The 23,949-nt window shown below is 70.7% G+C and carries 22 protein-coding genes and 3 pseudogenes; 6 read left to right on the plus strand and 19 right to left on the minus strand.

Annotated features, from left to right (window positions below):
- From ABEB28_RS11560 to ABEB28_RS11580, 5 genes and pseudogenes are all read left to right on the plus strand, one after another.
- Positions 1 to 99, plus strand: a pseudogene (locus tag ABEB28_RS11560) (IMP dehydrogenase); the annotation flags it as partial.
- 134 nt (positions 100 to 233) lie between these two features.
- On the plus strand, positions 234 to 368 hold the full coding sequence (locus ABEB28_RS11565) for a hypothetical protein (RefSeq protein ID WP_345728056.1): 135 nt from the start codon (positions 234 to 236) through the stop codon (positions 366 to 368).
- A 334-nt stretch (positions 369 to 702) separates the two neighbouring features.
- On the plus strand, positions 703 to 858 hold the full coding sequence (locus ABEB28_RS11570) for a hypothetical protein (RefSeq protein WP_345728035.1): 156 nt from the start codon (positions 703 to 705) through the stop codon (positions 856 to 858).
- Entirely contained in the window at positions 855 to 1,913 is a 1,059-nt protein-coding gene (gene fxlM / locus ABEB28_RS11575; protein WP_345728036.1) for a methyltransferase, FxLD system, read from the plus strand. Before ABEB28_RS11570 ends, fxlM begins: the two co-directional genes overlap by 4 nt.
- Positions 1,914 to 2,183: 270 nt before the next feature.
- Positions 2,184 to 2,384, plus strand: coding sequence for a hypothetical protein (locus ABEB28_RS11580; RefSeq protein ID WP_345728037.1), 201 nt, complete (start codon positions 2,184 to 2,186; stop codon positions 2,382 to 2,384).
- A gap of 18 nt (positions 2,385 to 2,402) precedes the next feature.
- Here ABEB28_RS11580 and ABEB28_RS11585 read toward each other — a convergent pair whose 3' ends face one another.
- Positions 2,403 to 3,080, minus strand: coding sequence for an alpha/beta fold hydrolase (locus tag ABEB28_RS11585; RefSeq protein WP_345728038.1), 678 nt, complete (start codon positions 3,078 to 3,080; stop codon positions 2,403 to 2,405).
- 1,057 nt (positions 3,081 to 4,137) lie between these two features.
- Here ABEB28_RS11585 and ABEB28_RS11590 point away from each other — a divergent pair.
- Positions 4,138 to 4,910: pseudogene (locus ABEB28_RS11590) on the plus strand (transposase family protein).
- A gap of 191 nt (positions 4,911 to 5,101) precedes the next feature.
- Here ABEB28_RS11590 and ABEB28_RS11595 read toward each other — a convergent pair.
- The 18 genes and pseudogenes from ABEB28_RS11595 to ABEB28_RS11680 form a co-directional block, all read right to left on the minus strand.
- Complete coding sequence (locus ABEB28_RS11595) at positions 5,102 to 6,094, minus strand: M23 family metallopeptidase (RefSeq protein ID WP_345728039.1); 993 nt, start codon at positions 6,092 to 6,094, stop codon at positions 5,102 to 5,104.
- A gap of 64 nt (positions 6,095 to 6,158) precedes the next feature.
- Positions 6,159 to 7,340: a hypothetical protein gene (locus ABEB28_RS11600; protein WP_345728040.1), complete on the minus strand. Its 1,182-nt coding sequence runs from the start codon at positions 7,338 to 7,340 to the stop codon at positions 6,159 to 6,161.
- Between the two features lie 353 nt (positions 7,341 to 7,693).
- Positions 7,694 to 7,972, minus strand: coding sequence for a hypothetical protein (locus ABEB28_RS11605; protein WP_345728041.1), 279 nt, complete (start codon positions 7,970 to 7,972; stop codon positions 7,694 to 7,696).
- Between the two features lie 204 nt (positions 7,973 to 8,176).
- On the minus strand, positions 8,177 to 8,365 hold the full coding sequence (locus ABEB28_RS11610) for a hypothetical protein (protein ID WP_345728042.1): 189 nt from the start codon (positions 8,363 to 8,365) through the stop codon (positions 8,177 to 8,179).
- An 896-nt stretch (positions 8,366 to 9,261) separates the two neighbouring features.
- On the minus strand, positions 9,262 to 10,245 hold the full coding sequence (locus ABEB28_RS11615; protein WP_345728043.1) for a hypothetical protein: 984 nt from the start codon (positions 10,243 to 10,245) through the stop codon (positions 9,262 to 9,264).
- A 475-nt stretch (positions 10,246 to 10,720) separates the two neighbouring features.
- The gene (locus tag ABEB28_RS11620) at positions 10,721 to 11,251 is read right to left on the minus strand and encodes a hypothetical protein (protein WP_345728044.1); all 531 of its coding nucleotides are present in this window, start codon (positions 11,249 to 11,251) and stop codon (positions 10,721 to 10,723) included.
- The gene (locus ABEB28_RS11625) at positions 11,248 to 12,198 is read right to left on the minus strand and encodes a DNA-processing protein DprA (RefSeq protein ID WP_345728045.1); all 951 of its coding nucleotides are present in this window, start codon (positions 12,196 to 12,198) and stop codon (positions 11,248 to 11,250) included. Before ABEB28_RS11625 ends, ABEB28_RS11620 begins: the two co-directional genes overlap by 4 nt.
- Positions 12,198 to 13,478, minus strand: a complete 1,281-nt coding sequence (locus ABEB28_RS11630; protein ID WP_345728046.1) for a hypothetical protein — start codon at positions 13,476 to 13,478, stop codon at positions 12,198 to 12,200. Before ABEB28_RS11630 ends, ABEB28_RS11625 begins: the two co-directional genes overlap by 1 nt.
- 129 nt (positions 13,479 to 13,607) lie before the next feature.
- Complete coding sequence (locus ABEB28_RS11635) at positions 13,608 to 14,645, minus strand: DUF4192 domain-containing protein (protein ID WP_345728047.1); 1,038 nt, start codon at positions 14,643 to 14,645, stop codon at positions 13,608 to 13,610.
- Between the two features lie 103 nt (positions 14,646 to 14,748).
- On the minus strand, positions 14,749 to 15,450 hold the full coding sequence (locus ABEB28_RS11640; protein ID WP_345728048.1) for a hypothetical protein: 702 nt from the start codon (positions 15,448 to 15,450) through the stop codon (positions 14,749 to 14,751).
- Positions 15,447 to 15,965 carry a hypothetical protein gene (locus ABEB28_RS11645; protein ID WP_345728049.1) on the minus strand — a complete coding sequence of 173 codons (519 nt, stop codon included), beginning with the start codon at positions 15,963 to 15,965 and terminating at the stop codon, positions 15,447 to 15,449. Before ABEB28_RS11645 ends, ABEB28_RS11640 begins: the two co-directional genes overlap by 4 nt.
- Before the next feature lie 167 nt (positions 15,966 to 16,132).
- The gene (locus ABEB28_RS11650) at positions 16,133 to 16,864 is read right to left on the minus strand and encodes a hypothetical protein (protein WP_345728050.1); all 732 of its coding nucleotides are present in this window, start codon (positions 16,862 to 16,864) and stop codon (positions 16,133 to 16,135) included.
- Between the two features lie 329 nt (positions 16,865 to 17,193).
- Entirely contained in the window at positions 17,194 to 17,544 is a 351-nt protein-coding gene (locus tag ABEB28_RS11655; protein ID WP_345728051.1) for a hypothetical protein, read from the minus strand.
- A 1,602-nt stretch (positions 17,545 to 19,146) separates the two neighbouring features.
- Positions 19,147 to 19,506, minus strand: a complete 360-nt coding sequence (locus ABEB28_RS11660; RefSeq protein ID WP_345728052.1) for a hypothetical protein — start codon at positions 19,504 to 19,506, stop codon at positions 19,147 to 19,149.
- Between the two features lie 505 nt (positions 19,507 to 20,011).
- On the minus strand, positions 20,012 to 21,148 hold the full coding sequence (locus ABEB28_RS11665; protein WP_345728053.1) for a hypothetical protein: 1,137 nt from the start codon (positions 21,146 to 21,148) through the stop codon (positions 20,012 to 20,014).
- Between the two features lie 177 nt (positions 21,149 to 21,325).
- A complete protein-coding gene (locus tag ABEB28_RS11670; RefSeq protein ID WP_345728054.1) occupies positions 21,326 to 22,090 on the minus strand; it encodes a GGDEF domain-containing protein in 765 nt (254 codons plus the stop codon).
- 238 nt (positions 22,091 to 22,328) lie between these two features.
- Positions 22,329 to 23,003 carry a hypothetical protein gene (locus ABEB28_RS11675; RefSeq protein WP_345728055.1) on the minus strand — a complete coding sequence of 225 codons (675 nt, stop codon included), beginning with the start codon at positions 23,001 to 23,003 and terminating at the stop codon, positions 22,329 to 22,331.
- Positions 23,004 to 23,617: 614 nt separating this feature from the next.
- Positions 23,618 to 23,949 (minus strand): annotated as a pseudogene (locus ABEB28_RS11680) (hypothetical protein); the annotation flags it as partial.

Consider the following 23,949-nt stretch of genomic DNA (forward strand, 5'->3'; position numbering starts at 1 on the left):
ATGCTCGGCAGATACTTCGCCCGATTCGACGAGAGTCCCTCCCCGGTGGTCCGCATCGACGGGCAGCTGTTCAAGGAGTACTGGGGCGAAGGCTCACGCCGAGCCCGCAACGCCGACCGATACGGCCACGGCGAAACCACTCTCGTCTTCGAGGAAGGGTCGACGGACTCGTCCCCTACGCCGGCAGCCTCTACGACGCGGTCGGCGGCACCCTGGCCAAAATCCGGGCCACGATGGTCAGCTGCGGATCCACCACACTGCGGCAATTCCACGACACCGCGACCGTCGCCGAGGTCAGCCACCAGTCCTTCCTCCAGAACGGCGCCGAGGTCCGACTGCGCGATCGCCCCAGCGACGGCGGAAGCTGACCAGGCCAACGATGCGCGACGGTCGATGTAGCAAGTGGAGTGACGGTGCTGGCGACGCCGCGGGAGGGCCAGCAGTTGGGACGGGTTCGCAGGTCCCGGCAGGCCACCGTTGCGGGCATATACGGACAGTTGCGGTAAAGGCCGGGTCGGCGGTGGTGGCCCTGGAGCGCGTCCGGTGGTCGGTCGTTGGCGCGTGCGCGTCGTAAGGTCCGCGTCGATTGCGGGTCGGCGTTTCGGGGCTGACCAGCAGAGCCCTGGCGGGCAACATGGTCCCCGGCGTGACGGCGCCCTCGCCGAGCCGGATCACGCCGACTGGGGAGAGGAGCGTGCGGCGATGCCGACGCTGACCACGGACGAGGACAGCGGTAGCCAGACCGATTCCCCGGACGAACTCCGGTCCCGGATGGTGTCCGCGCTGGTCGAGTGGCGGGCTGAGGTGGGGAGCCGGCTCGCTGCGGCGGTGGAGGCCGCCGTCATCACGCGGTGGTGACCCGCCGCGACGCGGATGGTGCGGCGCTCTCGTCGGTGTCGGCGGCGGGGATCGTCGCGATGATGCTCACCCAACTGGGGGTGAGGCCGGGGGATCGTTGTCTGGAGATCGGCTCGGGCGGGTACAACGCGGCGCTGCTGTGGCGGTTGGCCGGTCCGGAGGGGCGGGTGACGTCGGTCGATATCGACCCGATTGTGGTGGAGCGGGCTCGCGCCTGCCTGACGGCGGCCGGCTATGACGAGGTCGAGGTCCGCTGCGGCGACGGCGAGTACGGGGCGCCGGACGCCGAGCCGTTCGACCGGATCGTGGTGACGGTGCAGGCCACTGACATTCCACCGGCCTGGCGGGAGCAGCTGGCCGAGGGCGCGCGGCTGGTGGTGCCGCTGACGATGCGGGGGGTCAGCCGCGCGGTCGCGTTCACCCTCACCGACGGGGTTCTGGTCAGCGATGACTATGAGGTCTGCGGGTTCGTGCCGATGCAAGGCGCCGGAACACCCGATTCCCCCGTCGCGGCCCTGCATGGTGGGCAGGTGCGCCTGCAGCAGGACCCGACCCAGCAGGTCGACGCCGCCGCGCTGGACGCCGCCCTGGCCACGCCACGCGTCGAGGTGTGGACCGGCGTGATGACCGGCCGCAACGAGCCCTATCTGGAGCACCTGGACCTGTGGCTGGCCACGCAAATGCCGCAGTTCTGCGTGCTCCGCGCCGATCAGGAAGCGGTCGAGGCCGGTGTCGTCGAGCCGACCTGGGCGGTGTTCGGGACCCCGGCGGTCACCGACGGCAGCAGCTTCGCCTACCGCGCCTGGCGCGACGAGGGCTCCCCGGATGGCGCCGAGATCGGCGTCTACGCCCACGGACCCGCCGCCGAGTCCCTCGCGGCCACGCTCGCGACCGCCCACCAAGAATGGGACCGCGGACAACGCCACCGTCCACAGGCCCGGATCACTGTCCACCCCGCCGGCACAACGGACACGCAGCTTCCGCACGGCTACGTCCTGGACACGGCACACAGCCGTCTGGTCATCGCGTGGCCGGCGCCTCCGGAAAGCCGGTAACCCGCTCGTCTGCCGTTGCCGGTCCTGAGCACCTGATTGGCCGGCGGCAAGCTGGGCTGCCGGGCCTGCCGGATGTTCCCGAAGCAGCTTACGGAACGGAACCACCTGGTCACGGATAGCTGCACGGTGGTGTTGACTGTCCACGGTCGTCCGTCGGTAGTGCTCACCGTTGTCACTCAACTAGTCACTCGCGGACAACGGCATACTTGCTGTTGATCGTGGGCAACGACGCAACGCCCGCCGGCCGACGCGCGCTCCTACGCCCATCGGGTGTTGCGCGCTTCCTCGGCTGCCGCGCGGGCCGCCGTGGCCGCCGCCGTCACCGCGCTGGCCCGGGGCGTGGCCGGGCTGGTGTCGGCGTCCGCGCACGGCGACGACGGTGCGCTGCACGGGGCGGCCGCGGTGGGGCGGGACCGCATCAGCGCACCGGAGTCACTGGCTCGATGGGCCGCCGAACGGGGCACCGGCTGAACTCCGCAGGCGTCGATTTCAGACCTGGGCCGCGGCGCGAACGACCGCGTCGACCAGTGCGGGTTCGGCCGAGGCGAACGGCGAATGGTCAGCAACGATCTCCACCTGAGCTTGCATCTCGTCGGCGCGGGCGCGCTGGTAGTCCAAGGGCAGCACGCGGTCCTCCGTACAGATCACGTACGTGGACGGGACGCTCTCCCACGCCGCCGGTTCGGCCATCGCCTCCAAGATGCACGCGGCGCCGAACGGACGGAGGCGACCGAGCACCCGGTCTCGAGTCGCGTCGTCGCAGAGGTTGTAGAAGTAGGGCATGCACTCGGCAGTCAGCCGGGTCTCCCCCGATGCTTGATCAACCGCGACTCCTGGGACCAACCCGAAGCCGGCACCGACGGAATCAGTGATCGTCTGCCCCTTCCGGAGTGCGATCGCCGCGACATAGACGAGTCGATCCGCCTGGTGACCCGCGGAACTGACCACCGCACCCGCGTACGAGTGGCCGACCACCACCACGCGCCGGTCCGGGTGCTTGGCCCCGAGGTCCGAGCGCAACACCTCGGCGTCCTCCGCCAGCGAGCGCATGGGCAGCTCCACGGTGCGCGGTCTCAAGCCCGCAGTCCGCAGATCCGCTTCCACGGCCTCCCAGCACCACGGGCCGTGCCATCCGCCGTGCACGAGAACCACTTCGCACTCACTCACCGGCGCACTCCTAACTCTCGGCCACACTCGACGTACATCCTGTCATTGACTGTATGAACAGTCTGCGAATTGGCAAAGCCGGTAGAGAGGAAGGGGGTGCTACACGGGAACTCCGACAGTGGGCTGATGCTGCGGACGGGCGATCGGAAGTCCCGCGATCGGGCATCACTCGGGCAAGACAAAGGCCCCGCGCCGGAGGAGGGCTGCGGGGCCTTTGATCTGTCTCAACCAGACGCGCGCTCGGAGGGACTCGAACCCCAACCTCTTGATCCGTAGGCAGTCCCACTGTCCGGACTAGCAGGTCAGCCCCGTGTTCGCTGGGGCCACTCGGTTCTTTAGGGCGTCGTTCGTCGGGGCCGCGATGTTCGACGAGGCGTTGTTCTCCGGGAACGCCTGGTTTGACGATGCATCTTTGGCTGAACCTGCCACCTTCGACGGCGCAAAGGTACGCCGACTCGACAACAGCAAAATCCGGTGGGCCTGGCCGTCTAACTGGACCGTGGCCCCGGATCCGGCGGACCCGTCAGTCGGACAGTTGGTGCTTGTCCAGACAGAGGCTGGGGAGACCGGTTCGGACGGGACGGACGGGAACTCGACACCGGCAGTCGAGCACAGTTCTCCCCAGGCGCGCGATTAGCCGTGCTGAGTGATTGCCGGAGTCTCCGGCATATGAGGAGGCCGTCCGGTGCCCTTCGCCCATCCTGGGAATCTCGGCGTTGTTGTCCGCGGCCGACGGTGGTTCCGGGCGGCCTGAGGTCCTGTCGACGCTCCTTGAAAACTCGGCCGCCGGCGCAGCCGGCCGAGTTTTCGAAGAGCGCTGACAGGTCCGTGTCACTCCGCGACCGTCCGCACATGTCCGGGCCGGTCCCACTAACAAATCACTAACAGAACGGGCGAAGCCAGCTTCCCCTTTGAAGGAAACTGAGCCTTTCCCAACCTCTGTCCACACAGGTCAGGGCGGTGCGATGACGTAGAAGGAGCCCCTGGTAGAAGGTGCGATTGCCTAGATCCACCCGTCACCACCAGGAGCTCCCGGGTGCCTTCCTACCCGTCTGGCATGACCGTGTCCAACCGAGCACTCCGACTGCTCGCCGACGCCCTCCGCGCCCACCGCCGAGAACTACGACGCGCTGGCGGCGCCTGACCGCCGGACGTCAAGCCCTGCTCGTAGTCGCTCACCTGCGGAAAGGCGAAACCTACGCCGATCTGGCCACCGGATTCACCATCGGGCGCAGCACCGTCTACCGCTACATCACCGAGGGCCTGACCCTGCTGGCAGCGATGGCACCCAGCCTGGAAGACGCCATGGCGGTGGCGGCGGGGAAGGCCTACGTGATCCTCGACGGCAGCCTTCTACGGATCGACCGGGTCGCGATGGCCTCGGGCAACGACCGGCCCTACTACAGCGGGAAACACAAAGCCCACGGAGTGAACGTGCAGGTCATCGCCGACCCGGCAGGCCGACTGATCTGGGTCTCCCCGCCGTTGCCCGGCGCCAGACACGACATCGCCGCCGCCCGCGAACACGGCATCCCCACCGCCCTGGAGAACGCCGGGATCCAGGCTTTCGGGGACACCGGCTACCAGGGCGCCGGCCCGCAGGTCACCGTTCCGCAGCGGCGTCGCCGCAAGGACCCCGACACTGGCACATACCGGCCGCTCTCGACCGCGCAGAAAGAGGTCAACACCGCCCACGCCCGCCTGCGCGGACCCGGTGAACGCGCGAACGCGCAGCTCAAGAGCTGGAAGATCCTCCGGAAGATCCGCTCAAGCCCCAACCAGGCCACGCGGCTCGTCAACGCCGTCCAGACCCTCACCCTCGCCGGCTGAACCAAACTGGGAATGGCTCAATGACCAGTGGGCCCACGTGCAATTCGCCAACCGCGACCTGGCTATCCTGGAACAGGCGTGTGCGTGATCTTCCACGACGTCTACTGCTAATCAATTCTCACGAAGATGTCGCAAGCGAAATCTCGGGCGACATCTTCGTGAGAAAGTGACATCGTCAATGAGAACCTACATCACCGCTCGTTTCTGCCGAGCGCGGCGCCGCGGGCCGCCATAAATGCGATCGGGTCGACGGCGTCGCCGTTCACCCGTGTTTCGAAGTGCAGATGGGGGCCGGAAGAGTTCCCTGACGAGCCCACCCGGCCCAGCGGCTGTCCGGCGACGACGGTCTGCCCGGCGGTGACCAGTGGTCGCGTCACCATGTGGCAGTAGCGCGTAGTCAGCCCGGTGGTGTGGGCGATTTCGACGTACCAGCCGCAGCCTTTGACCGCGGGGCTGCCGTCGACGTCGCAGTTGCCGGTGGAGGCGTTGCACTTGGAGGTGATGACGGTGCCGGCGCTGGCGGCGTGGATCACGGTGTATCGGGGGACGATGATGTCGACGCCGGCGTGTCCGGGGCGGTCGGGTGGGCGGAAGCCGCTGCCGACCGGTCCTTTGACGGGCACGGTCCAGCGGGTGGCCGCGCACAGGCCCTCGGCGGTGCCGGCGGTGAACCGGAGAACGAGCGCGGTCGCGGTCGGCTCCCACTTCGCGTACGCGTCGGGGTAGGCGCTGCCTTGCACCCGTTGGGCGGCGACGGTGAGAGGGAGTCTCTCCCAGCCGGGGATGCGCAGCAGGTGACGGTAGAAGGCGGCGGCGGCGTAATTCGGGTCGGTGAGCTGATCCGGCGTGCCCCAGCCTTGGCTGGGGCGTTGCTGGAACAGCCCGACCGAATCGCGGTCGTTTTCGGAGCCCCGGTGGGGCAGGTTACGCAGCCGGGATTCTTGGAGAGCGGCGGCGACGGCGATGACCCGCCCGCGAGCCGGGACACCGGCCTGTTCGCCGACGCCGATGATGATCTGGGCGTTGCGGAGCTGTTCGGCGGTGTAGGACGCGATCGCGCTGCCCGATGTGCCGAGTGCGGGGCAGGCGGCCGCCGGCGCGGTGAGAACAGAAAGTCCCCCGACGCACAAAAAGACCGTGCCGACCGCCAAGGCGGTCAGCGCAGCGAGCACACGGCCAGTCATGCCGGCCTCGCGGAAGGGTCGAGTCGCACGGGGTGCTCCTTCGGGGGATCCGACAGCCCGCCGTCTACGGGCGGACGGCGAGCGCCGCAACGCGATCGAGCAGCGGAATCGGCGAGTCGAGCAGTCCGCTCAGACCGACAGCGCGGATCCACTGGACCTGGCGGAGCGAGACGTCGTGGCGGGCGGCGAAGTCGGCGGTTCGGATGCGGGGGTCGGCGGCGAGTTGTGCCCACAACTGACGCCAGCGCTGGTAGGAGGCCGGGTCTCGGGGAACTCGCCGCAGCACGTCTGCGGGGGGCATCGGCCCGCGCGCGGTGCCGGATGGGGATTCGTTGGTGGCCGGCGGATCGTCGGGCGAGGGTGGGATCAGGTCGGCGCCGATGAGCCGGGCCCAGCCCTCGACGTCGGCTTGGGCGGTGAGCGCGGCGGCGAGGGCGTCGATGTCCAGGGTGGTCACAGCGATCGCGGCGCGGATGGGATCGGCGTGCTGGGCGCGGATCAGCGCATCGATGTACTGGGTCAGACCGGCGCGGCGGCGTTCGTCCTGGAGTTGCTGCCGGGCGAGGTCGAGCGATTCCTGCCGGGTGTAGCCGTGAGCGAGGGCGAGCGTCCGGGCGAGGTTGGTGACGGCCGGTTCGCGCGCCCACTGCCGGAGCCCGTAGACCGGCGCGGTGCCCGGTAGTTTTCCGGCCGTGCGAAGGGCATCGCGGCGGCGTGCGCCCGAGTGCAGCAGCCAGACGGCGTAGGCGAAGACCCCCATGCCACCGAACACCGCGGACAGATAGGCGATGGGGCGGTGGCCGAGGACGTTGATCGATACCGCGAGGGTGATCGATCCGGCGGAGAGGATCCGCCAGCCGTAGGCGGTTTCGCCGAGGCGTTGCCTGTAGTCGGCGAAGGCGGAGCTGACCACGCCGCCGAGATCGATGACGACGGCGAACGGGGTGACGAGTACGGCGCGCCACCACCAGGCGATGTGCGGAGGCCAGGGCGGGGCGTCGACGCCGACCCAAATCTGGCCGATCGCGGAGCCGAGCGCGGCGATGAAGTAGAAGATCCACGCAGCCCGCTGCACAACATGACCGGACGGCGCGCCGGGCTCGGCGGGCTCGGCGGGCTCGGCGGGCTCGGCGGAACGACTCTCCGACGCGGGGTGCGCCGCGGACGCCGAGGACGCGGTGGGTTCGGTGAGCCCGGCGGGCGTGGTGTCGAATTCGGGATGGGGGTGAGCGGCGATAGGAGGCATGGTGTGTCCTGCCGGAAGGCAGGGCACAGCGTCCCGCGCGAGGGACGCTGTGCCCTGAAGGGCGGATGCGTCCCCGGGGTCACCGCTGAGGGTGACCGTCGGCGGGGTGCGTGCTCAGACGGTGATGCGGTAGCGGGCGGGGCGGTCCTGGGGGCGGGTGACCGCGCTCTGAGCGGTCAGCGCTGCAGGATGCGGTGAACCGTGCCGCGGGAGCGGCCGAGGACCTAGCCCAGCTCGCACGCGGTGAACTCGACGGCGGGCTGCCCGCGCAGGGGCGCGAGCAGAAGCTCGACGAGTTGCCCGGTTGTGAGACTCGGCGTCTCCCGGCGTGCCACCAGTGATGCAGATGCGGCTCACCGCCCTGCCGCTCTGCGCAGGGCGGCCTCCCGGGCCTCGACCTCGTCCGCACACTCGTTGAGGCGACCGGCCAGGTGTCGCACCACGAGCGCGGGCAGCTCAAGCACTAGGGCGTCCTCGGTGCTGAGACTTTCGATCACGGTCAGCAGCCTCGAGTTGTCCAGCTCTTCGCCTTCCGCCGGTTCGCCGTAGCCACCGAAGTAACTATCAGCGTCCAGCTCGGTCATGGTCTGCACCAGCGGGAGTTGGTCCGTGGTGATGAAGTTGTAGCTCATGGGGTCCTCTCAGGGCGATGTGCCGCGCGGCGACGATGGCGCGCCTGGTCGGGGCTCCGGATTCGGAGTGATTACTAGGCCGATGGATGGGTTCGGCGTGGCGGTTCAACAGCGCACGGAGTGTCGCTGCCGAAACCGCCGGAAGCGCCGGGAGGTTGCTCCGTCCGGGCGCGCGGCAGCGACGGAGGACGGAGCGGCCGTGGTTCATCGGTCGGTGGCGACAGCGGCGAGCGTCGACTGGCACGAGTCGGGTTCGCCGCCGCCGAGGTAGTGCACGGCGTCGGCGTAGACGGCCACCTCGAACCGCGACAAGGGGATGCGGCCGCCGGTATCCAGGCACCACGGCCCGTCGTCTGGCGCGATGGTGAGGCCCCGTCGGGCGTCTGCGCCCACAGTTCGATGCAGCCGCCCGCCTGGCCCTCGACGGGTGGACCTACGGTGGCCGCGACTACATCGAGGATCGCGGCGAACAGCAACGTGGCCGCGCTCATGTCACCTCGCTCACGAAGCCTGACCGAACGAAGCGTGTAGCGACGAGGCGAGGCGTGACCGGTACGTCGATCGCATGGTGCGGATCCCGTTCGAGCGGGGCGAGGCAGGCGACGGGACGATCACCGGTTGCAGAACCGGCAATGGATGGGGGCATGAAGGTCTCCAATGGCTTCGGTCTGGCGGGGACCACGGATGCAGGTCGGAGCCGACCGGCAGATCAGGTATGTCCGGTCGCGGCGCGACGTGCCATGTCACGTACCGGAACGCGGGGGATCCAGCGCCCCGCAGAGGGGCGTTGGGCCAGGTGAGCTGGATAGGTTCCCGGCGTCACCGGCGCGATGACTGCCAGCGGTCATGGGCGTGCCGGTGAGCCGGATCGGAGGGTGCCCGGGGGTGGGATGCGATGCGGTACCGGGCCGGATGCCCGGGGTCGCGAGTGACCGTTCCTCGCGCGTTTTCGCGCTCGAGAAGCCGACGGATGGACCCCGGTGAGCGGCCGAGAACTCTGCCCAGCTCGTAAGCGGTCAACGCCAAGCCGGGGTGCGCACGCAGATGCGCGAGCGCGAGCTCGACGAGCTGACCGGCTTGTAGACGCGGCCGTGCGCCGCCGCTCGGCGCAGCCAGCCGGGGCACACGCGTGCTATCGGTCGGCGTCGTCGGTGGAATGGCCTGGGCTGTCGGGTCGCTGGCTGTGTCATCTGGAGGCGCAGCTGAGCCGCCGCTGGTGGGCGGTGCGTCGTGGCCGACTCGTATTGGCGCTTCGGGGCTCGCGGCCGGTCGCGGGCTGGCCGGGCGGTTCACGACTCGCGGCGGCACACGATGATGCCGCTATCGCGCGCGGTGCGGTAGGGGATGGCGCGGACCTCGCGTCGGAAGAGCTGGTAGGTGTACTGGCGCAGGTCGAAGAACTCAAGCGCGCCGAGGTCGCGGAGCGCCTGGTCCCAGCCGTTCTGCCGCATCCGTTCGGCGGCGAAGTCCTGGTCGTGGCTATAGACACCAAGGAACGCAGCGGCGAACGCGGCCGGTATCTGGTCGGCGGGCAGTGCTCCGCTCAGACCATGCTCGTCGGCGAGCCAGTCGCCGACCACGTTCCCGTTGACCGCCCGCTCGCCGGTGAGGGTGGTCGTGTCCTGGTGTGCGGCGACCGTGGCGTTGATGGCGCAGAGCAGCTCCAGGGGGAGGCACTCGGCGTCGCGGCCGTACCGGCCGTACCCGTGCGCGGACAGGATGAGCGGTTCGGGTGTGCCGGTGACCTCGCGGCTGCGGGACCGGGCGTGTTCGAGATCGGGGCCGACCGCAATCCACCAGGCCCGGGCCGGCGCGGTGGGGTGGGAGACGCGGGCCTGACCGGTCCGCTGTTCGCTGTCGTAGCCGTCGATGTCCTTGGGGCGGCCGTCCCGGACATCCCGCAGGTCGGCCAGCTGCCGTAGCGCGAGCCTCGTCAGCTCGCCGAGCGCTGCGACGGCGAGGCGGCGATGCCTGGCCTGCAGCCGGGTCAGCGCGGCGCTGGATTCCACGATCTGGCCGTCGTAGGTGAGCCAGCAGACCGGAAAGCGATCGGAGAACACGGTGTAGATCGGTGTGCTGCCGATCTGTTGGCCGGCGGCGCGGTACTCCACCGCCGTGTTGTAGTCGTCGGGCCAATCCGGATACGGGGCACCTGGCGCTGGGTAGTAGCTGTAGGCGCCGTGGTCGAGGTGAACGCCGTGAAGGCGGGAGCTGGCCGCGGTGGTCAGCCTGCGCATCAAGCGCAGCGCCTCGGCCTGGTTGACCGTGGGCATACGAACGATTCCTTTCGAAGGGACTGCAAGGGCCAGAGCGTCGGACGCGGGCCGCAGCCAGACACCATGAGCGAGGAGCGGTTGTCGTGTGACGGGCGCAGCAGTGAGCCGGCCGCGGTTGGACGAGGGGGTTCAGCGGGGAAATGGACTGCGATGTCACCCGGCTGCACGCCAAGCCCATGCGCGGGATGCTGGGCGGCGTCGCAGGGCGTGCAGAGTGGTCCTCCAGCCCGCTTCGTTCGAGCGAGCGGCGCGGCAAGGAGGGCCGACAGGATCGCCCGCCGGCGCTGGATTGGCACACCGGGCCGCATGACAGCGACGCGACGCCTCGCCGAAGCGGGCCGGCAGCGTTCCCGCGCCGATCCGTACCGCGCTGGTCCGTTCGAAATCTGTGTCGACCAGGCCCGGATCAGCCCAGCGCGGTGCGATCGCTTAGCCGGCGGACTGGCGCGGCCAGCGCGACGCCGTTCGATGTTCAGCCTCGGCCGTCGCGCGGCCGACGGGGCACCGGGCGGATGCGCAGCGGCGGGATCCGTGCCCAGGAGGCGGCCCGCACGCCGGGTTGGGCCGGGTGGGTGATCACGTCGTAGTCGGCGACCCACACGGCGTGCCACGCTTCGGCGGGGGCGCCGCGGCGGGCGAGCTCGCTGGGAGTCGGTGAGGCGTCGGCGAACGCGGGATGCGGGCCGGTCCGGTACCGGTCGAGGTCCCCGGCGAGCATGGGACAGGCCCGGGCGCTGTAGGTGGCGCAGGGCGGGCAGGTCGCCGGCTCGGGTGTGCATCGGTAGTCCAGGTCGGAGTCGCGGGCGAAGAGCACCGCCCGGTCCGGTAGCGGGTGACCGCAGATTTGGCAGCGGTTCTCGGTCAGGCAGACCGCGACGGCGAGGTCCGTGAGCTGTCCGAAGAGCGGAACGCCATGGATGCTCGGCGTGATCCAGGGCACGACCAGGCCCCCGATCTCGGGCCGATCGTAGAGATGCGCGGGAACGTCCGGCGTTCCGGTCATCGCGGGTCTCCCGCCGGTTCGGCCCAAGCCCGTCGGCCTGCGCGTCGGAGGAGGACGTCGGTGACGTCGGCGGCGTTGGTGACCAACCGGACCCGCCGGTCGTCGCGGAGCAGCGCGTGGCAGCCGGCTGACTGGACCGAGGTGACCGGGCCGGGCACGGCCATGCCGACACCCCCGACCTCAAGGGTGTCCTGGAGCGCGGCGATCGCGCGACTGTTCGGGTCGGCTTCGACCAGGACGGTGCCGGCGACGAGCCGGGAGAGGAGCCGCTGATTGGTCCGGGCGCGGGCAGGGCCGGGGCGGGCGCCAGGTGGCCAGGCGCTGAGCAGGAGACCCTCGGCGATGACCTGATCGCGCTGGGGCCAGGGCGGCCCGCTGAAGCGCAGATCCAGTCCGCCGGGGCAGAGCGCGACCGGATGGCCGTGGTTGGCCAAGGCTCCGGTCAGCGCGGCGCGGTCGATGCCCGCGGCGCCGGTGGATATCACGGTGTACGGCGGGGATTCGGCCAGGCCGTAGGCGATACCGGAGGCCATGTAGGTGCCGTAGGCGGTGCTGTCGGTGGATCCAATGATCGCCACGGTTCGTGTCGGTGGGGGCAGCGGCGTGGTGCCCAGTGCCCACAGACACACGGGGGCGTCCGGTGCGCGCAGACTCGGCGGCCAGTCGTGGTCAGCCGGGATGAGGATTCGCATGCCGTCCTGCTGGGCCTGCTCTACCTGCCGGGTGGCCTCCCGGCGCAGGTCGGTGCCGGTGGGCAGCGACCGCAGTTCCGCGCGGTAGTCGATCGAGGTCTGTTCGGCGCCGGCGTCCACAGCAGCCTGCGGACCGAGCTCGTCGACGAGCGCGCCCAGCCGACGGTCACCGGGTTCGTACAGCCAGCTGAGGACCGCCCGGGCGGCCCGTTCGTCCGCCGACGCACCGGTGTGAGCAGTCGAGAAGGTATGCATCAGGTCACCTGCCTTTCGGGTCCGGTGAGCGGAAGGCCCGCGCGCACGTCTCCGCCGAGGGCGTCGGCACGGTGTCGCTCGGCGGCTGCGGTCTCGACGGCGAGCGCAGGCGCGGGATCATCACCGTCCATCGACGACGTCTCGACGGTCGCGGCCTCCACGACGGAGCCGCCCTCCTCGCGCTCGCTGCCGTCGAGGTCGGTTTCGTCGGTGTCCGCCAGGTCCGGAGTGAGGTCGCGCAGGATCTGTTTGGCGACGGTGAGGACGGTTTCGGCGCAGTCCCGGACGAGGTTCAGGTCGCCTCCGGCCCAGTCAAGGACGTACGCGTCGCTGAAGGCGGAGGTGTCCAGTCCGAGTGCGGCGAGGACGATGTGCGCGACGCTTTCGGCTTCGGTCTCCTGCCGGCCGCGGTGCAGACTTTGGCCGGGTTGGGCGTGGTCGAGGTGGCCACAGCGGATGTGCGCGAGTTCGTGTGTGGTGGTTTTGGTGCGCTGCGCCGGATCGACGTCATCGCGGACCTGCACGGTGCGCTCGTCGCGGCGGTGGACGGTGACGCCGTTGGCGTCGCCGAGGTCACCGGTGCTGGGTGCTTGGGGGGTGACGGTGTAGCCGGCGGCGGTGATCAGCGCGACGAGGTCGCCGTGGGCACCGGTCGGATCATCGCCGGTCAGCAGTTGCGGCCCGCCGCCGATGCGCTGCTTGACGCGGCGGCGCCGCAGCACGGTCGGCGGGTCGAACGGTTCGCCGTCGGTCTGGGACAGCTCGAAGGTGCTGGTCAGGGTGAAGCCGACGATCTGAACGGCGGGACGGCCGGACGGTTCCCGAGCTACGCGCCGTCCGGCGGCTTCCCATTTGGCGGCTTGTTCTTCGGTGGGGCGACGCCGGATCGGAGCCCAGAACTTGAACGCGGTCTGTCCACGCCGTACGCGGCGGCCGTGGGCTTTCCAGCCGCTGGTTCCCGCCTTGTTGCCGAACGGCAGGAAGTAGCGCGGCGTGACGCCGCGCTCCTCGGCCTGAGCCAGCAGCAGCATCTGATTGGTGAGGGTGTAGCGGGCGCCGAACACGGCGGCCTGCTCGAGGAACTCGACCCATTGCGTGGGTTCGGTGGCCAGGCGCGCGAGCCGTTCGTCGAACGCGGTCTGCAGTTTCTCCAGCAGCGCGGTGTAGTCCTGCCGGTCCTGGTCGCTGCGCTCGACCCCGCGTCGCGGCGTGCGGCGCTCGGCGCTGCCACGCGTTCGAGTGCGCTCGGGGTCGGCGCTGCCGGTGTTGGTGGTAGTCATCGGGGTGGGGTCCTCCTGTTCCCCGCCTTGTGGCGGCGGACAGGCTGGGACCACTGCGGCCCCAGCCGGCCCGTAGGCACGAGGTGAGGCCGCCGCCCGGCTCAGCGGGTCGGCGCGGTAGTCAGCGGATCAGGGTTCGTTCCGTTGGGACTGGTGGGCGGCGGCGTTGATCTGGCGCAGCACGTCCGGGGGCACGGCGGCGTCTAGCGTCGAGGTGAGCAGCCGCGCCATGCGGTAGCTCGGGTCGGCGCGCAGGGCGCAGTCGAGCGCGACGCGGGCCAGCGGGCCGTCGCCGCCGAGGTAGGCGGTCAACGCGAGCAGGCTGGCGGGCGCGGCAGTCAGGTGCGGCTCGGCGCGCCTCGTCAGGTCGGCCCAGAGTTCTCGCTGGGTGGGGCTGCCGTCACAGGCCGCCCAGGCGTGGTCTCGGATCCGCATGATTGTCAGGACCTTGATCAGCCACGCCGCGTCGTCGTCGGAGAGCGTCCGGCCATCGGCGGCTGCCTGCAGCGCGGCGTCGACCGCGGCGTACCCGGCGGTGAGAACTGCGGCCGGCATGATCAGTGGTGCGGTCTGACCCGGCGCCAGACTAGGCAGCAGGGCGGTCAGCCGGTCTTGAGCGGCTTGGCTGGCGACGGTCATACGGGCGCGTGCGGGGCCGGTGACCGGCGCGACCAGGTTCGCGACGGCGTCACGGTCGGGAAGCGCCACCATGCCCTGGTAGGTCGCCGCCGCGGGGAGAGGACTGGCCGCGGGATCGTACGGCGTGCCCTCGGCCGGGCACTGTGTGCAGCCCGCTTTCAGGCAGTAGAACCGCCCGTCGTTCACGCGGAGTGCGCGGCCGACGAGGAGCCCTGCGGCGGTGAGGGCGTCGGTGTAGAGGGCGGTGGCGGGTTCGACGCGGTCCGCGGGGCCGTAGCCGACCAGCAGCGCCATGCTGGCGTCCTCGGCGATCTGCGCTATCACCGTCCGCACGGCCCTGCGGTAGTCCGGGCCGGCGCACTCCTCGGCGGTGGGCGGCAGGTCGGAGCGGGTGGTCACTGTGAGCCGGTCGTCGTCGACGACGAGGGCGACCATGCTCTCTTGCGGGTGGTATCGGAGTACGTAGGGGACGAGGGCGACCAGGTCGAGGTCGCTGGTGATGCGCAGGCGCGCTTTCGGGGGTGTCACGGGCCCTCCTGTTCGTGTCGCCCGAATCGAGCGCCGCCGATGACGGCGCCGGAGTGGGCCAACGACTGTTCGGCCGAATGGCGGCGGGGAGATGAGGTCGTCCTCATTCCTGGTCGCTTTCGCTGGCGCTCGCGCTGACCTGGAACGTGACGGTGCCCTCCATCACGCCGTCGATGCGGTCGGTAACGACGAGTAGATGGGCGAGGACGTCCTGTTCGGTCAGCCAGGAACTGCGGTCAGTGCCGGGGGTGACCTCGAAGTCGCCGGTGATGGTGAAGGTGACGACGTGCCGCGGCTGGTAGCGGCCGAGGCCGAACCGGTCGAGGAAATGGTTGAGGCCGGCCCGGCAGATCTCGCCGCGCTGATGCGCGGTGACCGCGTAGGCGCGGATCTCGCTGAGCTGCGTGTCGTGGGCGTCGCGGATCCGGGCGAGCTCGGCGGTCAGTTCGTCGATGCGTTCGCCGGCGGCTCGGTGAGCAGGCAGGAGCTGGCCGAGCGCACGACGGGTCAGCGTGAGGACGAGGCGCGGGTTGGTGATCTCGATCGCGCGCGTGTGGCCCGGCACGATCTGGACCTGGCCGTCGAGGAAGGCGGTGACCGCGTTCACTTCCTCGGCCACGCCGAGGATCAGCGCCTCACGAGCCAGGCCGTCGTCGAGCAGGAACACCGCCTGCCCGAGTCGCGGCGACAGTTCGGTCAGCGTCGCCGGCCGCGGGTAGGGCAGCGTGAGCCCGACATCGGTGCCGGCTAGGTCGGCGTCGGTGGTGTCCGTGGCGAAGACCGGTTGGGTTATCGGACGGTTCATCGCAGGTGTCCTTTCTGAACAGCGAGCGGCAGATCATCGGAGGCTGGCGGGGGTGAGGGCGTGAGCGGGTGGGTCGGGCTGGTGGCGGCGTCGAGGGGGACGCCGTGGACGGTGACGATCGGCGTGGGATCAGCAATCCGGAGCACCGCGCGCGGTGGAACGGTGGACAGCTCGCCGTGCGTGTAGTGGATGACCCACCACCGGTGGCGGTTCTGGTGGCACGCGGCGACCTCCAACAGGACGCCGTCGAAGGCCACAACGGACGCGCCGGCGGGTAGCCGGCGGACCGGTTGCAGGTGGACGCCCTCGGCGGGACGCACCAGCCATCGCGGCACCCACTCGGCCAGCTGGCGGCGGGGATCGGCGTAGCGCAGCGCGATGCGGGTGCGGCCGGGGACGGTGATCATGGCCGGCAGCCAGGTGTGGCGCGCGTTGACGTGCACGCGTTGTCCGTGCTGCAACGGCGCGGTCAGTGGCGTGCAGGAAGCGAACGGTCGAGCGAACAGTTCGGTCATGCCTGTCTCCATTCGTGGAGAACCAGACCCCCGGGCACGGCCGACCGCCCGGGCCCGGGGATGCCTGGAGGGACGGATCCGGGGTCCGGCGGTAACCGGCCAACAACGACCGGCAGGCTGAGGAGGTCCGCGCGGCCGGTGGGTCGCGAACGTGCGTGCCGGGCCGGTCAACCGGTGTGGCTGTCGGTCGCGGGGCGCTCAGCCGGATCGTGGTCGGGCACGCCGGCGGGTCGGGGTGTCAGGTCCTGCCAGCAACCGCCGCGGTGGCCGTGATCGGCCTGGCCGTCGGTGGCGGGGCGGGTGGTCGCCGTCTGATTCGGCTGGCCGCACGGTTCGGTCCAGATCTGCCACCACCGGTCGGCGTCGGCGACCTGCTGGGATTGCAGCTGAGCGGCCAGCGCGTCGCGCTGTGAGCCGGGAAATGGGTCGATGAGTCGGACCTCGCCGGACAGGACGATGACGTCGCCGGGGTGGGCCGGGTCCTCGACGGTGGGCAGGACGTCCAGGGCCCGGACGACTCGTCGGCCGTTGTGCCGGGTGATCTGGATGGAGTACTCCAGCTTCCAGGCGCTGATGAGGTCGTCGAACACCCATTCGGCGGCGACTGGGTCGCCGCCGTAGGCGCGGCAGGCGGCGACGTAGGCGGCCATCTCCGCCGGCCGGAACCGTGGCGCGCCGTTGGCGTGGAACGTGGTGGCGCCGCCGCGTCCGTCGTTGTGCAGAATGCCGACGGGCTCGTCCTCGACGCTGAGCCCTGCGGTGTACGCGACGCCGTCGACGGTGAGTGTCTCCTGATAGGAGCTGAGGGAGATCCGGGGCTGTGCAGGGACGTAGAGCCAGGTGTGCCGAAGCAGGACCAGGTCGCCGTCGTCGTGGACGGTCGATCGAGAATCGGACACGGGAGGTCTCCTCACTTGCGAGAACCTGTGGTTGCGGGTTCGCTCGCCGGGCTGCGGGCTGGAGGGCAGGGGCAGCGGGCGGAAGCGTGTGCTTGGTCGGCGTAATCCGGTGGCCGAGCCGCGGACAGCGGCCCGGGCCGGAGGGCGAGGACCGTGGCCGTCGGGGCGCTGATCAGGGGGCGCCGTGGTCACAGCGGCGACCTGGGCGCCGGGACTGGCCAGCTCAGGGGGTAGAGGGCGGGCCCGTGCGGGCGTCGCCACGGTTCGGCAGAGCGGCCGGGAGGCGGTCGGTGCGCCCAGGTGTCATGGCAACGCTGATGCCTGCGCGATCAGGTCACCGGGCCCGCCGTGACCGGGGGAAGGCTGGCGGCGAGGGCTGCGGTCAGGGGACCGGTCCGCCACATGGAGACGGCGTTGCTAGGCATGTCGGCGAGCCCGTCGTCGCGTTCCTCGGCGGTGAACGGCAGGCGGGCGTGGGGGCCGACGCGGTACACGGGCAGTTCGTAGTGCTGTTGCGCGACGGGCACGCCGTGCGTCACGAACGGGTCGAACAATTCGGGAGCGAGCCCGCCGAGGGTGGTTTCCTTATTGCCGGTGCAGAGGACGGCGAGGTCGTAGGTCCGACCGTCGATCAGTGCGCTGCCGGGGAGCCCGATCGGTCGTGCCTGGCGGCTCAGCACGGTCAGCCGCCGCCGCCCGTACCGGTCGGGGCGCAGGTGGCGACCGATGGGCTGATACCGGCAGCGGATGTCGCGTCGCCACTGCTGGCAGGTGGTGGGCAGATCGGTGCTGTACCAGTCGATCCGATCGACGGTGTCGAGGGCTGCGGCGGCCAGCCGTGGGTGCGGGCCGATGCCGAGCAGGGACTCCACGGCGCACTTGCCCGAGTCGCCGCCGCCGANTGGCGGCTCAGCACGGTCAGCCGCCGCCGCCCGTACCGGTCGGGGCGCAGGTGGCGACCGATGGGCTGATACCGGCAGCGGATGTCGCGTCGCCACTGCTGGCAGGTGGTGGGCAGATCGGTGCTGTACCAGTCGATCCGATCGACGGTGTCGAGGGCTGCGGCGGCCAGCCGTGGGTGCGGGCCGATGCCGAGCAGGGACTCCACGGTGCACTTGCCCGAGTCGCCGCCGCCGAGGACGGCGACGGATCGGGCGCCGCGCAGCGGCCAGGAGCCGGTCATGCGCCGCAGAAACTGCGGAGAGGTCAGGATGGTGGTGTCGTTGGCCAGGTCTCGGTCGATCGGGTCTCCGAGGCCGCGGGCGTCGATGATCCGCCCGGCGGACAGCGGGCCGTCAGCCGCGGTCTCGGCCTGAACCCCGATTCCGTCGGTACTCACGGCGACGATCTGCGCGCCGGTGATGACCTCGGCGTACTGGGCCAGCGTCAACCGGATGATCAGAGCCATGTCGGTGTTGGCCTGGTAGTCCTCCATGGACAGGCTCGCGGCCTGGATCGGGGCGCCGGGCAGATAGTTGGGGCTGCTGGCTTGATCGCCGGCCGGGCCGGCCCCGCCGCGGCGGTTGGGGGAGTTGAGATGGAAGACCGGCCAGTCGGTCAGCGCGAAGGTCCCGCCGGGACGTTCGGCGCGTTCGAGGACCAGCGGCTTGGGGTAGCCGGACAGGACCCGGGTGGCGGCGTAGACGGCGGCGTGGAAGCCGCTGCCGATGATGACCTCCCGGTCGGTGCCCATCGAGCGCACCAGGGCCTGCCGACGGGAGTCGTCGGCCCAGTAGGTGTTCAGGATGCGGTCGGCCAGGCGGCGGCCGTCAGGGGTGAGGACGGCGCCGGTGAGCCGGGCCGCCAGCGGGCCGGCGAATTCCGGGTTCCGGTCCTGGATCGCCGCTAGTCCTTGGGAAGCGACGGGATCGGCGGCGACGGCAGTCAGTACTGCCTGGATTGCCGCGGACGGCTGCGCGAGGTCGAGGGACGTGTCGGGCATGGGCTCCTCCTCAAGAGGAAGTCACCCAGGTCCGTCGCGCGCCGCGGACCGCCCCCGGGCTGTGCCCGGATATGGCGGTCCGCGACGAACGCGGTACCCGGGCAAGACGAACGAGGGCGAGTGGAGATAGCGACGGGGACAGGCCTCCCGGCCACAGGGATGCACCGGCACCGCGACCGGTGGTGGCCTGAGGCCGACGTCAGCACCCGCGCGGACCGCAGACCGCGGACTGGGTGGGGCCGCTGCGCGGCACGATGTACCGGTCGAGGTCGCTGACCGCGGCGCGGGGTTCCTCAGCGGTGATCGGGTGGCTCAGGCGTGCCTGGCGAGCTGGTCGTCGTCAGATGGGTGTCGTGCGGAGCGCCGTCGGCTGGTAGCAGCCGCAGTCCTCGGGAAACTCGCCGCACCCCAGGCACTGACCGCACACCGGGCAGGAGTCCTCGACGGGTACGCAGTCGGTCTCGCAGATCCAGCACTGCACCAGCTCGAGGGGGCCGAGCTCCTCGATCGGGTCGTCATCCCACAGACGCCCGGTGGAGCGGTACGTCCAGCTCAGCCGGCTCGGGGGCGAGGGCAGGTAGTCGCGGTTGGAGTACCAGATGCCGCCGTCCCAGACGCCGGCGTCCTCGTTGAGGATGTACGCCTGCTCCCGGAACCGGGGATCGACGGTGAGAACCACGACTTTGTTGCCCGGGGTCATCCAGCGTTGGAAGGCCAGCCGGGTGCGGCGCCGTCGCAGCGTCCCGAAGCCGGGTAGGNAACCACGACTTTGTTGCCCGGGGTCATCCAGCGTTGGAAGGCCAGCCGGGTGCGGCGCCGTCGCAGCGTCCCGAAGCCGGGTAGGAATTCCTCGGCGACGATCCGGGTGTCCGACCGGGAATCGCCCTTGGCGGGCCGAACGGCCTCGGGGAAGACGCCGTTGTGCGCGAGTACGGTCCGGGAATCGCCGCCGACCGCGAACGGATGGCAGTTCTCCACGCTGTTGCCGTCGCCGTGCGTGCTGAAGCGGGAGTGGAACAACGCCGGCCCCTCCGGGTAGCGGCGTCGGAGTGCGGCGAATGCGGTGATCGTGGCTTCGGCGTCCAGGCCGTGTTCGACCAGCAGGCCGGAGTCGGTGACGATCGCGAAGCCGTGGCCGTCGTCGTTGGTCTCCGTGCCGGTGCGCAGCGCGTCGGTGTCGGGCAGCGTCCCTGGGGGCAGGAAGGTCAGCAGGCACATGAGAGTGCCTCCAGCTGTTGGGTCAGCGGGGCGTACTCCGCGCGCTCGGACAGCCAGGCGGTGTAGGCGGGCCAGGACCAGCCGGCAGCTCGGGCGATGGCCGCCACGTTCAGGTCGCGGGTGTACTCCACCGACGAGGCGGCGAATCCGAACGCGGCCTGCACCGTTTGCGGCTCCAGGGAGCTGGCGAAGACGCGCAGTTCGAGGGTGTCGGCGTTGTTGGTGTTGATTGCGGTGTGCCGGTTGCCGTAGCCGCCTTTGGCGCGCTTGGCGACCGAGTGGCGGTCATCGTCGCTGAAGTCGGCGTAGCTGCTGCTGCGACCGGCCAGCCGGGTGACATCGGGCTGGTTGCGGTAGACGAACTTCATCCACCGGTAGATGTGCAGCGGGTCGGCGAATCCGGCGCGGGAGAGATGGACGTGTAGGCCGGTGCTGTGGCTGACGCTCGCTCCGGCGGCGGCCAGTTCCGGCAGCATCTCCCACGGGAAGTGCTCGATCGCCCACGCGTAGGTCATCGGGTGGGTGACGATCTCGATGCCCGGATCGATGGACTCGTCGTGCTTCAGATAGCCCAGCTCGCCGAGGTGGGAGTGGGCGATCGCAGCGCACTCCTCGTCATCGTCGTACGGGGTGTGGACCTCGATCTCCGGGCCGAGGAACAGCGGCCCCTCGCCGCGGAAGACCGGCAGCGGCTTGTAGCCGTAACTGTGGATCTCGGTGTGCAAGCCGGCGCCGCTGCGGTGGCAGACGCACTCTCGATCGCAGCCGTCCGGGCAGGGGTCATCGACGTCCGCGTCGTCGTCTTCATCGTCGTAGTCGTCGCAGTCGTTGCCGCAGGACACGTCGTCGTGGTTCCAGCCGCCGCAGCCCTCGCAGCGCCAGTAGCTCTGCTGGCTGCAGAAGTCGCAGATCCTCGATCCGCGAACGGTCCGGATGACCTCGAAGCCCGGGACCACCGTGTGGCAGCGGTCGCAGGCGACGCAGTTCGCGCATGCCCCGCCGAGCGGGCTCGGATCCCCGCACGGGCATCGCGGGGTGTCGGCCGCGCTCTGAGACGCAGGCACCGTGAGTGGCTCGGTGAGGGCCGCCGCGTCGCGGGCGGGGCCGTGGTGGATGTGTGGCATGTGTGCCGTACCTCCGGGACTAGCGAGCGTGATGGAGGTGCGGCGCCTGCCGGCGCGCACCTCACATCGCGCCCGGTTGGGCGGGTGAAATGGCTGGCAGGACCTGCGGGTATTGCTGGTGGCGCTGGTTTCGGCTGAGCGCAGTGGCCTTTGGCCGTCGGCTAGCTCTCGGAGTTGTTAGTCGGTGGCCAGTCGGCGGCCGGAACGCTGGTCACGGATCCGGGTGGCGGGACGGACGCCCCGCTTGCCGGGCAGTCCGTCGCGGTCGGGGTGGTAGAACTCGACGAGGCGGTCGCTCTGTTTGGCGGCGAACATCGCCCGATCGGCTTCCCCGCAGGTGTAAAAGGGGTCGCCGCCGCGAGTCCGGCTGAGGCCGATGCTCACCCGTAGCGGCTCGGGGTCGTACCCGATCGTCGCCGGGCGTTCGAACGCCGCGGCCAGTGCGTCGGCCACGCGGCTCGAGTCGCAGGTGGTGGCGAGGAGGAATTCATCACCGCCGAGGCGGGCGACCAGGCCACCGGGGACGGTTTCGGTCAGCCGCTCGGCGATCGCGGCGAGGTAGGCGTCGCCGCCCTCGTGGCTGTAGGTGGCGTTGATCGCGTGTAGGTCGTCGACGTCGATGATCGCGATCGTGAAGTCTCGCCCCGTCATGTCGGTGAGGTATTGCTCGGCCAGCCGGCGGACGGGCAGGCCGGTGACCGGGTCGGTTTGGGCCAGGTGGAGTTCGTCCTCCAGCGCGGCCAGCCGCTCGGCGGCCGCCGTCAGCCGCGCGTGGAACCAGAGCAGCACCACAGTGCCACCGCTAAATGCCGCGCCGGCGAGCGTCGCAGCCGGAACCGCCCAGCCGCAGGCGAGAAGGACCAGGACGGTCGCGACGACCGCGAGCGCGGCGAGCAGCAAGGCAGCGCGGCGACGCGCTGCGATCCTGCGGGAGGAACTCATGGGGGTCTCCTTCCAGAGATGGGTTAGGGACGAACACGCCGAAGCGCGGGCGAACCGGGGAGTGGTTCGTCCGCGTCGCGTGCGGTGCGGGGAAGAGCGGGGCCTCAGTGGGTGCGGAGTGCGACGAGGACGTCGTCCTCGCGCATCGCGGTGAGATGCTGGTTGGCGCCTGTCAGGTAGTCCAGTCGTGCGGAGAGCTGGTCGGTTTCGCAGGCCAGGTAGGTGCCGTCCNGGGGCCTCAGTGGGTGCGGAGTGCGACGAGGACGTCGTCCTCGCGCATCGCGGTGAGATGCTGGTTGGCGCCTGTCAGGTAGTCCAGTCGTGCGGAGAGCTGGTCGGTTTCGCAGGCCAGGTAGGTGCCGTCCGGGCAGAGCAGACGGTCACCGGGGACGGCCGATAGCCACCCGAGATGGGCGTAGCCCTGCGGCCCGAGCTGGAAGGCCTCCAGGTGGCTGGTGGGCAGCTCGATCGCCCGGTGCGGCAGAGCGTTGTAGGTGCGCATGGCCAGGACCCGCTGCTGGGTCAGGTAGTCCTGCTGCGCCTGCTCCAGCGGGTACCGGTCCGGACCGGCGGCGTGCCGGTCGAGGAAAGTCCAGTACGGCTGGGCCGGCCGGGTGCTGGCCACGACCTGGTTCCAGATCGCCCACCGGTACGCGTACCGCTGGTAGGTGCTGGTTCGCATCGTGTCCAGGTCGAGCTGGCCGACCGGACCGCCGGGGGTGACGCGTTGCGCGGACCGGACGCGGAAGCCGCAGCGTCGGCGGGGTCGGGCGAGGAAGTGCGCGGCGCTGCCGAGGCTGTCGAGCTGAACGGTCGGCGGTGTGGCCGCAAGGGCGGCTTCGGCGGCGGCGAGCGGCGTGCTGGTTGAGACACCGGCGGGCAGGCACACCACGGTCAGAGCGGAGTGGGGCACGGGTTCCTCCTCAAAGGGGGATTGGGCGTGGGCACGTCGAAGGGCCTCCCGGCGGGGAGGCTGCGTGCGCGACGAAGGCGGAACGGACTCCGCCTGGCGGCGTGTGAAGCACGCCGGATGGTGCAGTGGTGGGGTGGGCGGGGGCGCCGACGGGCGGGGCAGGCCGACCGGCCAGGTGGCGGGTGGGCGGCTGCGACCGCGGTCGTGGGCGGCTCGGCCCGGATTGGAGCTAGGGATTACTGAATGAGACTTCAGCGTGCCCGACGCACCCAACAGGCCGTCCCGACCTGGATCGGAGCACCCGGGGGTGCTGACCTGGGATGTTGGGGATCACCGGGTGGTCGTCGGCGTGCGATGCCGCCCCGCGTTGGCTCGCGGACCGCCGTGTTGGGTAACTGGAATCCCTGCGCGCGTCCGACCCGCGTCCTCGCATGCTGGGCTGGCGTAGCGACGCGTGGGCGTGCGCGGCGCGGTAGGTCCGCGCGGGGCACGCCGGAGGCAGCTCGTCCCCGCCTTGGCCCGGCCGGTCGCCGGACTCGGATCGGGCTACGAGCCGAAGTCCGGGGCGGGTGCCGACCGGTAGGCCACCGGCGCACGCTGGGTGTTCGGAGGCGTCAGGTGGATTCCCGGAGGCGCCAGAGGGGGTGGTCTTCTGGTTCGGGTGGGCCGGGGTTGACCGGTCCGGGCTGGCCGTGGTTGCTGGGCAGCTCGGCCAGGCGGAGCCGGTGGCGACCGTTGCCGGCCAGCCGCCACACGGGTCCGGCAGGGTCGGGCCCGGACTCGGGTGAGGTGGTCGCCACGGTCAGCCCGGCCTCGATCCGCCCGGTCAGCCGGCGGTGCAGGTTCTGCTCCCGCGCCCGGCTGGGGAGCGCGAACAGGATCGGGTAGTGCGGGCCGCCTTCGGTGCGCAGCCGGCGGTAGGCGCGGAGTTTGTCGGTCAGCCGGG

This window comes from Cryptosporangium minutisporangium, assembly GCF_039536245.1.
GTDB classification, from domain to species: Bacteria; Actinomycetota; Actinomycetes; order Mycobacteriales; family Cryptosporangiaceae; genus Cryptosporangium; species Cryptosporangium minutisporangium.

What these genes read in the sequence shown, in the direction of transcription:
- ABEB28_RS11565 (WP_345728056.1), top strand. Translation starts at nt 234, where the DNA reads ATGGTCAGCTGCGGATCCACCACACTGCGGCAATTCCACGACACCGCG.
- ABEB28_RS11570 (WP_345728035.1), top strand. Translation starts at nt 703, where the DNA reads ATGCCGACGCTGACCACGGACGAGGACAGCGGTAGCCAGACCGATTCC.
- ABEB28_RS11595 (WP_345728039.1), bottom strand. Translation starts at nt 6,094, where the DNA reads ATGACTGGCCGTGTGCTCGCTGCGCTGACCGCCTTGGCGGTCGGCACG.
- ABEB28_RS11600 (WP_345728040.1), bottom strand. Translation starts at nt 7,340, where the DNA reads ATGCCTCCTATCGCCGCTCACCCCCATCCCGAATTCGACACCACGCCC.
- ABEB28_RS11605 (WP_345728041.1), bottom strand. Translation starts at nt 7,972, where the DNA reads ATGAGCTACAACTTCATCACCACGGACCAACTCCCGCTGGTGCAGACC.
- ABEB28_RS11615 (WP_345728043.1), bottom strand. Translation starts at nt 10,245, where the DNA reads ATGCCCACGGTCAACCAGGCCGAGGCGCTGCGCTTGATGCGCAGGCTG.
- ABEB28_RS11620 (WP_345728044.1), bottom strand. Translation starts at nt 11,251, where the DNA reads ATGACCGGAACGCCGGACGTTCCCGCGCATCTCTACGATCGGCCCGAG.
- ABEB28_RS11625 (WP_345728045.1), bottom strand. Translation starts at nt 12,198, where the DNA reads ATGCATACCTTCTCGACTGCTCACACCGGTGCGTCGGCGGACGAACGG.
- ABEB28_RS11630 (WP_345728046.1), bottom strand. Translation starts at nt 13,478, where the DNA reads ATGACTACCACCAACACCGGCAGCGCCGACCCCGAGCGCACTCGAACG.
- ABEB28_RS11640 (WP_345728048.1), bottom strand. Translation starts at nt 15,450, where the DNA reads ATGAACCGTCCGATAACCCAACCGGTCTTCGCCACGGACACCACCGAC.
- ABEB28_RS11645 (WP_345728049.1), bottom strand. Translation starts at nt 15,965, where the DNA reads ATGACCGAACTGTTCGCTCGACCGTTCGCTTCCTGCACGCCACTGACC.
- ABEB28_RS11660 (WP_345728052.1), bottom strand. Translation starts at nt 19,506, where the DNA reads ATGACCCCGGGCAACAAAGTCGTGGTTCTCACCGTCGATCCCCGGTTC.
- ABEB28_RS11665 (WP_345728053.1), bottom strand. Translation starts at nt 21,148, where the DNA reads ATGCCACACATCCACCACGGCCCCGCCCGCGACGCGGCGGCCCTCACC.
- ABEB28_RS11670 (WP_345728054.1), bottom strand. Translation starts at nt 22,090, where the DNA reads ATGAGTTCCTCCCGCAGGATCGCAGCGCGTCGCCGCGCTGCCTTGCTG.